This window comes from Desulforhabdus amnigena, assembly GCF_027925305.1.
GTDB lineage: Bacteria > Desulfobacterota > Syntrophobacteria > Syntrophobacterales > Syntrophobacteraceae > Desulforhabdus > Desulforhabdus amnigena.
This window is the reverse complement of sequence record NZ_BSDR01000001.1, coordinates 2,854,836-2,867,572: the sequence shown is the minus strand read 5'-3', so window position 1 is coordinate 2,867,572 and position 12,737 is coordinate 2,854,836. Positions and strand designations below refer to the sequence as shown.

Annotated in this window: 11 protein-coding genes; 7 read left to right on the top strand and 4 right to left on the bottom strand. The window is 52.5% G+C overall.

Going from position 1 to position 12,737, the window contains the following annotated elements:
• Nucleotides 1-137 precede the first annotated feature (137 nt).
• Nucleotides 138-1,220 (top strand): flavodoxin-dependent (E)-4-hydroxy-3-methylbut-2-enyl-diphosphate synthase, encoded by a 1,083-nt coding sequence (gene ispG / locus QMG16_RS12220; protein ID WP_281794553.1) that lies wholly within the window; start codon nt 138-140, stop codon nt 1,218-1,220.
• Nucleotides 1,221-1,237: 17 nt separating this feature from the next.
• Complete coding sequence (locus tag QMG16_RS12215) at nt 1,238-3,388, top strand: RelA/SpoT family protein (protein WP_281794551.1); 2,151 nt, start codon at nt 1,238-1,240, stop codon at nt 3,386-3,388.
• Nucleotides 3,389-3,494: 106 nt separating this feature from the next.
• Here the strand turns inward: QMG16_RS12215 and QMG16_RS12210 are convergent, their stop codons facing one another.
• A complete protein-coding gene (locus QMG16_RS12210; protein WP_281794549.1) occupies nt 3,495-3,782 on the bottom strand; it encodes an antibiotic biosynthesis monooxygenase family protein in 288 nt (95 codons plus the stop codon).
• Nucleotides 3,783-4,148: 366 nt separating this feature from the next.
• Between QMG16_RS12210 and QMG16_RS12205 the strand changes: the two genes are divergently transcribed.
• From QMG16_RS12205 to QMG16_RS12195, 3 genes are all read left to right on the top strand, one after another.
• Nucleotides 4,149-4,766, top strand: coding sequence for a CBS and ACT domain-containing protein (locus QMG16_RS12205; protein ID WP_281794547.1), 618 nt, complete (start codon nt 4,149-4,151; stop codon nt 4,764-4,766).
• Nucleotides 4,767-5,262: 496 nt separating this feature from the next.
• Nucleotides 5,263-6,903: an acetate--CoA ligase gene (locus QMG16_RS12200; RefSeq protein WP_281794546.1), complete on the top strand. Its 1,641-nt coding sequence runs from the start codon at nt 5,263-5,265 to the stop codon at nt 6,901-6,903.
• Between the two features lie 257 nt (nt 6,904-7,160).
• Nucleotides 7,161-7,997 carry an MBL fold metallo-hydrolase gene (locus tag QMG16_RS12195; RefSeq protein WP_281794544.1) on the top strand — a complete coding sequence of 279 codons (837 nt, stop codon included), beginning with the start codon at nt 7,161-7,163 and terminating at the stop codon, nt 7,995-7,997.
• Between the two features lie 156 nt (nt 7,998-8,153).
• Here QMG16_RS12195 and QMG16_RS12190 read toward each other — a convergent pair whose 3' ends face one another.
• The 3 genes from QMG16_RS12190 to QMG16_RS12180 all read right to left on the bottom strand — a co-directional run bounded on the left by QMG16_RS12190 (nt 8,154) and on the right by QMG16_RS12180 (nt 9,972).
• A complete protein-coding gene (locus tag QMG16_RS12190; RefSeq protein ID WP_281794542.1) occupies nt 8,154-9,206 on the bottom strand; it encodes a glycosyltransferase family 9 protein in 1,053 nt (350 codons plus the stop codon).
• 54 nt (nt 9,207-9,260) lie between these two features.
• Nucleotides 9,261-9,551, bottom strand: a complete 291-nt coding sequence (locus QMG16_RS12185) for a hypothetical protein (RefSeq protein WP_281794540.1) — start codon at nt 9,549-9,551, stop codon at nt 9,261-9,263.
• A 172-nt stretch (nt 9,552-9,723) separates the two neighbouring features.
• Nucleotides 9,724-9,972: a KH domain-containing protein gene (locus QMG16_RS12180; protein WP_281794538.1), complete on the bottom strand. Its 249-nt coding sequence runs from the start codon at nt 9,970-9,972 to the stop codon at nt 9,724-9,726.
• Nucleotides 9,973-10,613: 641 nt separating this feature from the next.
• Between QMG16_RS12180 and QMG16_RS12175 the strand changes: the two genes are divergently transcribed.
• Nucleotides 10,614-12,194 (top strand): ASKHA domain-containing protein, encoded by a 1,581-nt coding sequence (locus tag QMG16_RS12175; RefSeq protein ID WP_281794536.1) that lies wholly within the window; start codon nt 10,614-10,616, stop codon nt 12,192-12,194.
• Between the two features lie 11 nt (nt 12,195-12,205).
• Nucleotides 12,206-12,580 (top strand): FtsB family cell division protein, encoded by a 375-nt coding sequence (locus tag QMG16_RS12170; RefSeq protein WP_281794535.1) that lies wholly within the window; start codon nt 12,206-12,208, stop codon nt 12,578-12,580.
• Nucleotides 12,581-12,737 lie beyond the last annotated feature (157 nt).

Sequence of the window (12,737 nt, the reverse complement as noted above, 5' to 3'; positions counted from 1 at the left end):
AGTCTTTCCAACCTTTCCCTCTTCTGAAGGGGGTGAGGGAGGTTTGGGGATGGGTATCGATTAGCCAGTCCCGGAAATTCTTGGAAAAAGATCGGTGGATCCTGGACCGTTCGTCGGATCCTTTAAAGGAGGTGCTCTTGAAGTCATTGCAGCGAAAACATGTCACACGCCAAATTCATGTCGGTTCTGTTCCCATAGGAGGAGGAGCGCCTGTTGTCGTTCAATCCATGACCAACACGGACACCCGTGATGGACGGGCTACCGTAGCACAAATTCGACGTCTCGAAGATGCCGGATGCGAAATGGTTCGGGTTGCCGTCCTGGATGAAGTGGCCGTGGAACAGCTTCCTCGCATCAAGAAAGAGATTGGAATCCCCCTCGTTGCCGATATTCATTTCGATCACCGACTGGCGCTGGGTGCGCTCGCGGCCGGAGTGGACGGCCTGCGGCTCAATCCTGGAAATATCGGTGGTGCGGATAAGGTGGCCAAGGTGGCGGAAGCAGCGAAGGAACGTCAGGTGCCCATTCGCATTGGAGTCAACAGCGGGTCCCTTGAAAAGGACCTCCTGGCCCGATACGGGCATCCGACTCCGGAGGCCATGGTGGAGAGCGCTCTGCGCCACATCCGCCTTCTGGAGGATCATGATTTCGATCTCATTAAAGTTTCGCTGAAGTCTTCCGATGTACTGAATACCATTGCATCTTACCGGCTTCTGGCTGAAAAAGTGAATTATCCCTTGCACTTGGGAGTTACGGAAGCGGGGACTCTCGTGGATGGTGCGGTGAAGTCGGCCCTCGGAATAGGGATTCTGCTCTTTGAAGGAATCGGGGACACGCTCCGTGTTTCCATCACCCGGGACCCGGAAGAGGAGATCCCCGTCGCCTACAGCATCCTCAGAGCGTTGAAGCTTCGCGATCGCGGTGTGGAACTGATCAGCTGCCCCACCTGCGGACGTACGGAGATCGAACTGATCCCTCTGGTTGAGAAAGCCGAACGGATGCTCAGAAAAGTGAAGACTCCCCTGAAAGTGGCTATCATGGGATGTGTGGTGAATGGACCGGGAGAAGCCAGGGAAGCCGATGTGGGAATTGCGGGGGGCAGGGGGCAGGGGATTCTCTTCAAAAAGGGAGAACGCGTCGAGAAAATCCCCGAATCGGAACTGATCACACGATTGCTGAACGAAGTGGAAAAAATCACCGGAGAAAAGATCCAGGATTAGGTGGTTGGAAAAAGACTGTGAGATTCTTTGAGATTGTCGATAGGGTACTGGAGTATTATCCCAAGGCGGATATTTTGCTCCTGGAGAAGGCTTATGTCTTCGCCGCAAGGGTCTACCACGGGCGGGCTCGTCTGGCGGGGGAGCCCTATCTCGACCATCCATTGGCTGTAGCCGGCATATTGGCTCAGATGCGATTGGATGAAGAGAGCATTGTTTCGGGGCTTCTTCATGACGCTTTCGAAGAGGGTTTGATCGGACTCGATGAGATAACCGAGGATTTCGGGGCGGGTGTTGCTCGCATTGTCGAGGGAGTCGCCAAGGTGACCCGTCTCGATTTCAGCAGCAGAAAAGAGCAGCAGGCCGAATACATGCGGAAAATGATTCTGGCCCTTTCGCCGGATGTGCGCGTGGTTTTGGTCAAGCTCGCGGACCGCCTTCACGATATGCGAAGCTTCCTGCATCGCTGTTCCAAGGCTCAACAGAATTTGGCCCGGGAAACCCTCGATATCTATTCTCCCCTTGCAGCCCGTTTGGGCATCGACTGGATCAAACTGGAACTCGAGAATTTAGCCTTCAAATGCCTGGAACCGGAGGAATACCGCGAGATCTTCCAGGGGCTGGCCAAAACCGAGGAGGATCGCAAACGGTATATCGAAGAAGTAAAGGGTATTCTTACAGCCGAGTTGGAAGCGCACGATCTCAAGGGCCGCGTGAGCGGAAGGTCGAAACATCTCTACAGCATCTACCTCAAGATGAAGCGGCAGAATCTGGACCTGCAGCGAGTTCATGATCTCATTGCCTTCCGGATCATCCTGGATTCCGTCAAGTCCTGCTATGAAGCTCTGGGGCTGGTGCATACCCTGTGGGAGCCTGTTGCGGGGCGGTTTAAGGACTATATCGTCAAGCCCAAGTCCAACATGTATCAATCCCTTCACACGACGGTCATTGGTCCTTACGGGGAAAAGATGGAAGTTCAGATCCGTACGGAAGAGATGGACCGTGTTGCCAACGAGGGGATCGCCGCCCACTGGATGTACAAGCAGCGGGGGAACTCGGAGGAGAAGGTGGCCGAGCACGAGACGCAGCGTTTTTCCTGGCTGCGGGAATTGCTCGAATGGAATCAGGATTGGCGGGACCCCAGGACTCTGTTCCTGGAAGAAAAAGCCGAGCTCTATCCTGACGAAGTCTACGTGTTTACTCCCCGCAGGGAGGTCAAGTCCTTCCCGCGTGGAGCCACTCCCGTGGATTTTGCCTACGATGTGCATTCAGAGGTGGGGCACCGCTGCGTAGGGGCCAGGGTCAACGGAAAGATCGTGCCGTTGCGTTATGAACTTCAGAATGGGGATACCGTTGAAGTGCTCACTGCGCCCAACCACCATCCGAGTAAAGACTGGCTCAAGTTTGTTAAGACGTCCAAGGCGCTTCACCGCATTCGACACTGGATCAAGGCGGAAGAGCGTGAGCGTTCCGTGGCGCTGGGGCGGGAAATCTGTGAACGGGAATTCCGCAAGAAGGGACTCAATTTCAACAACTATATCAATTCTCCGGAGCTCCTGGAGGTGGCCAAAGCCTTTTCCCTCAAAAGCGTGAATGACCTTCTGGCCAGTGTGGGATACCATAAAATTTCCCCTATCCAGATGATCGGCAGGCTGCCGTCGGTTTTACAGGAACAGGAAGCTGAAAAAGAAGAAGCCATTACCTTTGAAAAACGCAAACCCGCGGCACACGATGACGGCATCAAAGTCCGTGGGGTGGATAAGGTGATGATTCGAATGGCGCGCTGTTGTAACCCTCTGCCGGGAGAACCCATCGTGGGGTACATCACACGGGGACGCGGCATCACGGTACATCGGGCTTCGTGCAAGAACCTGGTTCGCGGGGACCTGGAAAGAAAAATCGATGTTCAGTGGGATTCCGGAGGTGGGAAAGTTTATCCTGTGGACATCAAGGTGGTCTACTCGGGGGACAAGGGGATGCTCGCCACACTCAACGGGATTTTGGGTTCACTGGATGTCAAAGTCCTGGATCTGCACATCGATTCCCAGGGAAGTGATTCCAATGTGTGCCGATTTAGGATCGAAGTGAAAGACACACAGCATCTTCAAAGGGTCTTGTCTGTGCTGCGGGGCGAAAAGGGGGTTTACCGGGTGCAGCGCAGCATGGAATAGCAGGCAAGAATATTTCTTCCGGCAGGGAACGAACCATCCCTGCCAGAGAGATATCATAATGGGATTCAAATTTTAATGGAATTTGTTGAAACCGTTGAGTGTAGAATTAGATATTGGTGAATACAGTGGTTGTTTCCGGGGTCCGCAGAAGCTTGTTCACTTCCTCCTGGAGTTTCTTGCGTTCGGGATTGTTCTGCCACGCCTTCCATTCCTCGATGCTGTTCCATGTGCTGATAACGAGAAACCTTTTAGGATCGTCCAAAGCCCGAAGCGTCTCTCCTGAAATGTAGCCTTTCACTTCCATTGCCTTGGCGCGCAACTGCGTCAACAACTGATGAAGTTTTGGTTCCTGACCCAAATCGATGTTTCTCTCAATAAGTACCCGAACAGCCATGATCCACCTCCGTCAAGCTCTGAAATTAAAAGTCAGTTTGTGAAATGAGAGGCCGCCATTGCTAGTATAACCACCTGCTTAATTGATTATCATTTGCTTGGTGGACAGTCAACAAAAAGAAATTTTGTATGCTGACAGCAAACTCTTTTTTTTGTTATTTAACATAAGAAATCTTTTTAATATTAATGGATTATAAGCATTTCATCCCTCAAATCACTCTTTTCCCCTTGGAATTTTTTCTTGCATTTTTCTCGATTATAGCTTAGCTTGCAAAAGAATCATATCGAAGTTCCCGCAATTACTAGCTAATTTATTGTGGGGCGTGTCGTCTGCCATCCCTTCTCACTCAAAATGAGGATTATTCAAGTGATCGTACGCCATTGGATGACTACGAAAGTGGTGACCATCAACAAGGGCGCTTCCATTCAGCAGGCCTTGGCTCTGATGAAAAAGGGTTCCATTCGTCATCTTCCGGTAGTGGATTCCGACAAGAGTCTGATCGGGTGGGTGACAGACGCGGATTTGCGAGGGGTCTTGATTGCCTCCATGCTGGAGGAGTTGACTCTGGAAGATGTGATGATTCGGAAACCCTACACGGCGGATCCCGATATGTCTCTTGAAGATGCAGCTCATGTCATCCTGGAGAGGCGCATTGGCGGACTGCCGGTGCTCGATGATGGGAAGCTTGTGGGGATTATCACCGTTGTGGATATCCTCTCGGCTTTCATAACCATCATGGGCATGCTGGCCTATTCTTCGCGGCTGGATGTGAAAGCCTCCTCTCCTCAGACTGCACTGCTGGAAATCGCCCAGGTGATTGGACGCCACGATGCTGAACTCATCAGCGTCTACCATCTGCCAAAAACGGAAGGCCAGGAAAACGTGTATTCCGTTCGGTTGAAAAAATGTGATCTGGAGCCCATCGTCGCCGACTTGAAAAAGAGCGGCATGGAAGTTGTCGCTACAAACCTTATGGCCCCTTGAAGCGATGTGTCGATTGCCGTAGAGTCCTGGATAGAGACGCCGAAGCGGGAAGTCCGCTGACCCTTCAGCTCGAATTCTTCCTGTCTGTGCGTTTCGTTTCTGCGGTTTTGCTGAAGCTTCAGTTGAGACGGGAAAGCATCATGGCAAGCACGTGCAAGGTTGTCTGTGGCCGTTGATCTCACTGCGAATACTGCCTTCTGTTTCTGAGCATTCTTCATTCTTCGATGCGTTCTATAGCTGCATTTATCTTTTTTCGGTGAGGCCCTTCCGCATTCTTGCCGGTGTGTAACTCCAAGAAAAACTCCCGACAGATGTTTTTCTCTCATCCCGCAGCAGCCGGTAACCCCTGTTTCATGCTTTACTGTTTATGGTTGTACCGCGTTCCAAGGCAAAGCCGATGTCCCGTAGAATCGAGTCCGGGGCAATCATTCCGAGGTCGAGCACCTTGAGCGTTTAAACATTCCAAAGGCTTTTAAGATGCAAGGAGGGCATGAAGATGAGTAAGATCCCTGAAAGCTATTTGCCACCCAAAGAACTCTGGCCGGATTATGTGGTCCCCGACGAATTTGCTGATACTCCCATGAAACTGAATCTGGCCGACTATCTGCTGGACCGGCACATCCGGGAAGGCAGGGGTGACAATATCGCCATCAAGTTCATGGACAAGACCTTTACTTATGCGCAATTGCAGACGATGGTGAATAAATTCGGCAATGCCCTCAGGGATGCAGGTGTGGATGTGCAGGATCGGGTTGGCATTCGTCTGGTGAATTCTCCTCAGGCGGTCATCACCATCTTTGCCATAGAGAAAATCGGGGCCATTCCGGTTCCTACTTCTCCTCTGTGGTCTGCTGAGGAAATTGCCTTTGTGGCCAACAATGCGGAAATGAAATATTTCGTCGTCAACGCTCCCCTCATGGCTCCCGTGGAGACGGCTAAAGCCAACTTCGAGTTCGGAACCCGGGTCGTGGTGATCGGGGGCGTGCCCGAAGAGGTCAAGGCCGCCGGCAATCTCGTATTCGAGGAGATGCTGGAAAAGGGCGCGCCGGCCTTGGATGCGGTCATGCTGGATGCGGAGGATATCGGAATCATCCTGTATACCTCGGGAACCACGGGCATGCCCAAGGGTTGTGTGCATTTTGTGCGGCCCTCCATTATCGAAGCGAAACTGGTGAATAAGTATGTTTACAAAATGAAGCCGGGCGATGTTTTGGGAGGCGCTGCCCCCGTTTCATTCGCAGCGGGTTTCGGAACCTTTACCCTTCTGCCTTTTGAGGGCGGGGCGGCCATCTCTCTCATCCCCAAGTTTTCCCCTCCGGACATGATGGAACTCATCCCCAAACACAAAATAAACCTGATGACCGGTCTGCCCACCGGCTACCGGGCTCTGATGAAATTCCCGGCCTTCAAGGATTTCGATATCAGCTCGGTTCGTCTCTATACTTCAGGGGGGGACGCTCTGGGGGCGGAAACCCTGGAAGGGTGGCGAAAGCTTACGGGAAAACCCATTTGGGAGGGGCTGGGAGGAACGGAGATGCTCCACCTGGTCACGTCCAATACCATGAATCCCGAACCGGTTCCCAATTCCATTGGCAAGGCGCTGCCCGGTGTCCAGGTCCGGGTCATCGACGCCGAAGGCAAAGACTGCAAGCCTGGAGAAGTCGGCAGTATGATTCTCAAGGGGCCGTCGGGGACCCTTTACTGGAAACCTTATGTGGATGGAGAGCGGCTCCTCAAGTCTCAGAAAAAAGGGGTGGTCAACGGCTGGAATCAGATGGGGGATGCCGTCTACATGAATGAGGATGGAAATATCTTCTTCGTATCTCGTGAAGACGACATGATCAAGAGCTCCGGTTATCGCATCGGTCCTGCGGAAGTGGAGGAGGCTCTTGCCAGGCATCCCGCGGTAGCGGATGTGGGTGTCGTGGGCGTTCCCGATCCCGACAAGGGGCAGGTAACCAAGGCCGTTATCGTCCTCAAGCCCGGCCATGAAGGCAGCGATGCCTTGTCGGAAGAGCTCAAGACTTTCCTGAAAGAACACATTGCCATTTACAAGCTGCCAAGAATCTTTGAATATGTTGATGCGTTACCGCGTACCCCCACAGGTAAATTGCTGCGCAGAAAACTGCGTTCCTGAGCGTCTCTGTTTTAAGGGCCTATCCGGAAACTTTCCATGGATTTTGGAACACCCCCTTCAGTCCCCCTCGAGGGGGGCTGAAGGGGGCTGCTGCCGAGGATAGGTCTTAAGGGAATGGGCAGATTTCAATGTCCCGTTATTCACCACGGAGACACGGAGGGCACGGAGAAAGACCTCTCAATGAAATCTCTGTGTTCTCCGTGTCTTCGTGGTTCAGATGAAATCTGACAATATCAAGTTATTTTGGAGCTGGAATCGTGGATTGGAAGATTACCGTACTTTGTGAAAATACCGTAACCACTCCGGGGTTGTTGGGAGAACATGGTTTTTCCGCCTACATCGAAACCCCGGACGGCAACATTCTCTTCGACACGGGCCAGGGATTCAGCTTGATTCCCAATGCCCTAAGACTCAAGAAGGATCTGGAGCGGGTAACGCAGGTGGTATTGAGCCATGGCCATTTTGATCATACGGGCGGATTGCTGGCCTTTCTCGGTGTGCACGGCCCCTGCGATATCGTGGCGCATCCGGATGTATTGATGGAAAGGTTCCGATTGATTCAAATGGGGCGGGAAGAAAAGCCTGTTTCCATAGGTGTTCCATGGCCGGATGCCTACCTGACCACGCGGGGCGCCCGGTTTGTGTATCACAGGGGTTTCACTGAAATCGCGAAAAACATCTTCATCACGGGAGAGGTCCCCAGGAAAACGGCGTTCGAAACGGGAGATCCCAAGTTTCTCGTTCGCAAGAATGAAGAATGGGTTCCCGATGCCTTTCTGGACGACTATTCCCTGGTGCTCAAAACGCCCCAGGGTTTGGTGATCCTGCTGGGGTGTGCTCATGCGGGGTTGATCAACATTTTGGAACATGCCGTCTCGCAAACGGGAGATGACCGGGTTTATGCCATACTGGGAGGCACGCACTTGGGCTTTTCCGCGGAATCGCAGTTGGAAGAGACCATACGGGCTCTGAAACAATACAATGTCGGACTCCTCGCCACCAGCCACTGCACGGGGCAGCGCCCCATTGCCCGGCTCGCAGCGGAATTCGGGGAGCGATTTGCCTTCGGGAATGTGGGGTTCGTTCTCAGCTGATGGGATTCAAGGTAAAGGAAAACATCGACGGGCAAATGCCGGCAGAAAATTTCGAATGGTGTGCCCGATATGTTTTGGTTAGATTTCAATGCATTGAATTTGTTTTATTCCTATGGGTCTTCATCAGCCCAATAAAACGTTCGGAGGCTGATTGCCTCAAACCATCAGTTTCTGGAATAAGTTTTTCAGAGAGGGTTCCAGCGGGGCGGGGGGAGAGGGCCATGCCAGGTTTTCCGCCTCTTCCCAGTGGCTGCGAATGACATGGACGTGAGGGCCCTGGGGCGCCCAGACTGCCGGGTCGGTAGGGCCGAACAGGACCACGCAAGGAATTCCTGTGGCGGCGGCCAGGTGGCTCACTCCGGAATCGTTCCCCGCATAGAATCGGGATTCTGCCAGAAAGGCGCTGAGACGGGGAAGGGAAAGATCCTTCAACAGGTGGATTCCAAAGGCTTGAGCCGCCTTTGCGAAATCCATGAGATAGTCGTCTGCGGGGCCGAGAGACAGAAGGATGGGGCCGTCGTACTTTTTTCGAAGCCATTCCAGTAGAGACCACCAGTTGCGAAGGGGCCATATCTTTTTCTTCCCTCCACTGCCCGGATGAATGATGATCGGTTTTTGGCGGGGTTTCCATCCGAGGGATGCCAGGAACTCCAAGGCAGCCGACCGTTCGTCGGCCGACGGGTCTATTCGCGCCCTCATATCTTCTACCTGCCACCCCCTGCATACCAATTGGTCTTTCAGGAATTGCGATACGGACCTGGCCTCCGGAGCTTGGGGAAACGATTGTATCCATTGAACCGGAAAAGTCAGACGGTGTGACAATCTCTCCGCCAAAATACGGTTGCTCTCCTGCCCGAAAATAAAGATCGTGTGGGCATCTTGCAGGAAAGGGGGGATGCGGGCGTCCTGCCACAGTTCTTCGTGATGGAAGGGGACGAGTTCCGGTCCGTGGCAGGAATGGACGGCGTGAACCCAGGGTCTCGACCCAATGAGTTCCACATGCTCCTTTTTGGACCAGAAGTCCATGTAAACGTCGGGTTGGCAGTGGCAGAGGCCTTCCAAAACGGGATAGGCCAACAGGAAATCTCCAAGTGCGCCCTGGTGGAGAATGACCAGGCGGCGGGGTTCCGATGGGGAAGGCGGCCGCTGTGCAGCTTTTTTCTTTAAGGACTTTGGCATGGGAAGGTCAGAAGGCGAAGAAGCGACCATGACCGGCGCCTTTATGGAATACTCGCCATTTTGCGGGCCAACACAACGAGAGCATCACTCTTCCCTGCTGCTTTTTTGAGCCAGTTTCTTCTCGGACCACCGTTTGAGAAAAGATGACGCTTTGGAAACCAGAGGGGATGGCGGGGGAGGATCCTGGATCAAACCCTGCTTGCGCAATGCGTGCTGCAAACAGGGCTTGAGCGCTTCACACCGGAGGCAATCTACTCGAGGCTGCATGATGCCGTCTTCATCTCTCGGGCACACCACATCCGCATCTCCGAAACATGCGGGAAGGTCGCTGCGCTGTGATCTCTCGGCATCCATGGGGGCTTCAGTTGCATTCATGAATTTTCGCTTACCTATCAAGGGGTGAATCCAGCCTTCCAATGAAGGTTGCATAGACGCAGGAAGGGCGCGAAACAGCGCCCCCTCGAGAACGCACCGAGGGAAAAGAGTTTCCTCACTTGAGCGTATATGACTCCAGGCAGGTATTCTTCCTTAACTTACCTCGATTTACCTACTCGAGGATTTCAAGAACGGCCCGCTTCCGGAGCTTTGTCGCGGCCGCATTGACGAGGGTCCGCAATGCGTGGGCATTACGGCCTTCCTTTCCGATGATTTTTCCTAAATCCGCCTTGGCCGCTCTCAATTCTATCACGGAAATTTGCTGGCCGGATATTTCTTTCACTATAACTTCTTCAGGATATTCTGCCAGGGCTCGAGCAATCACTTCCACTAATTCTTTGATCTGGATGTCTTCTTCCATATGTCTTCCCCGTTCCATCGATTAAGTCGTGATTCCTAGGACGATCATTGAGTCATACAGGTTTAACGGATCTTGCTCTTCAGCGTTGGTTGCCACATCGAATGAGAAGCCGCTGTGTCAGCGCTAAAACATCAAGCCGCCAGGAGTATCGAAAAGCCGTGACGAAAAGGGAGGCCGTGGAACGGAAGGCCTTTCCTCGTTCGGAGTCTCTCAGCGAAGAATGAAGTCAGTGCTTGCGGCAGGGAAACGAAGCCTTCTTTTTCCCCGCCTCGGAGACATTACGAAAAAGCATGAAGTGTGTCAAGCTTAAAATGTTAGAAAAAATAATATGTTGCAAGGTGAGAGGCATCCTCTCGCAATGCCAAAAAAGACTTTTCTTTTCTCAATCTATTAGCTAACTTATATTTCAATCCCTGCTGAATTATTTGACATCGATTCAGGCCTGGACGGGTTGCCGGAAGCAAAAAATGTTTTCCCCCGTCTTTCACTTGGCGGGCGTGAACGGATATTCTTGAAGGGCGTAAAGCTCTGCGTTCCTGCAAGGAGTTCAACGCACTGCCCTGAAAATGAAGCTTATTACCTTACAAAGCTATGGTCTAAAGGCTATAGTCTGATCTGAACCGAAAAGAAACGAGGAACGCATGCCGTCTTCTTTGCCTTCCTGGCTGCAACCCATTCCCCTGGTGGAAACTCTTCGGCTGGAATTGGCTCCGCCTCACTTGAATGACAACGCAGGCGATCTTGACCGCCTGGTTCGCGCCTTGAAACAGGAAGGGGTCACCCCCATTCATGTCAGCCCTCTGAGAATCGATCACCTGGTGCGGGAGATTCGAAACGCCCGGTTCAATGTTGCCGCGGTTGTGGGATATGCCTCCTGTCATTGGGAATTGCTCGATGTTTTCCCCCTCTCTTACGAAGAGCCCATTTTGGCCTTTGCCGTGGATTTGGGAACCTCCAGCCTGGCCTTTTACCTGCTGGATCTGACCTGGCGGGAAATTATTGCACAAAAATCTATTCCAAATCCTCAGATTCCTCATGGGGAGGACATTCTCACACGCATCCTTTTTGCACGGGACGAAAAAAACCGGCAGACGCTCCAAAAGTTGCTCCTCGACAGCTTCAACCATACCATGCACGAAATGCTGGAACAAAACGGGTTCCATGCCGAACAGGTCTTTGCCATGGCGGTGGCGGGCAATACGACCATGAGCCATTTTTTCCTGGGTCTCGACCCGACCCATATTTGCCGGGAACCATACATTCCCGCCGTGAACCGATTCCCCTTCGTACATGCCCGCGAACTGGGACTTTCCATGCATCCGGAAGGGTTGATCTATGTTTTTCCGAACGTTGGATCTTATTTCGGGGGGGACCTCGTCGCAGGGATTCTGGCCGCCGGTTTTCATCGTTCCGAGGAATTGAGCCTTCTTGTGGATGTGGGAACCAATGCCGAAGTGGTCCTGGGCAACCGGGACTGGTTGATCGCCTGTGCGGGGGCGGCAGGGCCGGCTCTGGAAGGCGGTGTCATGGAGCGGGGGATGATGGCAGCTCCGGGAGCCATCGACCGGGTGAGGATCGATCCCCTTTCTCTTGAACCTTCTTACCATGTCCTGGGAGACGAGAAACCTGTGGGAATCTGTGGCTCGGGGGTCATCGATGCCGTAGCGGAGATGTTCAGGGTGGGGATTCTCACCATACAGGGGAAAATCGATACCAGCATCGAATCCCCCCGCATCCTGAAGACCCCCGATGGTCCGGCTTATGTGCTGGCAACCGGTGAGGAAACGGCCGATTCTCGAGATCTTCTCATCACGGAGATAGATGTGGGGATTTTCCTCAAATCCAAAGCCGCCATGTATACGATTCTCACGGTGATCCTGAACAAGGTGGGGCTGAGCTTCAAAGATATCAAAAGGTTTTACATGGCGGGAACTTTCGGGAACTACATCGATCCGGCCATGGCCATTCGCATTGGAATGATCCCGGATCTGCCGCTGGAGACGTACCGTGGACTTGGAAATACGGCGGGTCGGGGCGCAGCCATGGTGCTCCTCGATCGATCCCTGCTTAACGAGTTGGAAAATGTATGTGACCGGATCACCTACATAGAGCTCAACGTAAATATGGAGCTTATGAATGAATTTCGCGGGGCCCTCTTTTTGCCCCATACGGACCCCAGGCTTTTTCCTTCAGTGGAAATTCCAGAGAGATCCCGGGGGTAGGTTGTTTCGATATGAATTCAAAAAACTCTTTTGCCAATAGATTCGACCCCTCAAAAAAGGGAAAACCGGGTACTTTGTCCAACGGGCTTCACGTGGTGCGTTTCCTTGTGATTCTTTTTGTCGCCTTGAACGTGCTGCTTCTCTATGGAATCTTCTTTTCGTCTCAAGGGATTCTGGGATATCGGCAGCAGACTGCTCAAGTTGCCGAACTTGAGAAAAAGATTGCCGAACTGAAGAGGAAAAATCACAAACTGTTCAATAAAATCCAGAGCTTCAAGAAAGACCCCCAGGCCCAGGAAAGGCTGGTTCGGCAGCAGTTGGGGTGGGCAAAGGAAAACGAGTTGATGATTGAATTCGTGACCCCTGAAAAAGCGGATGCCCAATGAAAATCCATGATGAAAATAAAAGATTTCTCAATCCGCGGATCAATCCCGCCTGATTCTCATCACACCGGTGTGGATCGTTCCGGTCGTGTGAACGGCAAAAAACTCCTTGACGCTAATTGATTGAATATGTTAGCAGACGAAGTTCACATGAAGCAAG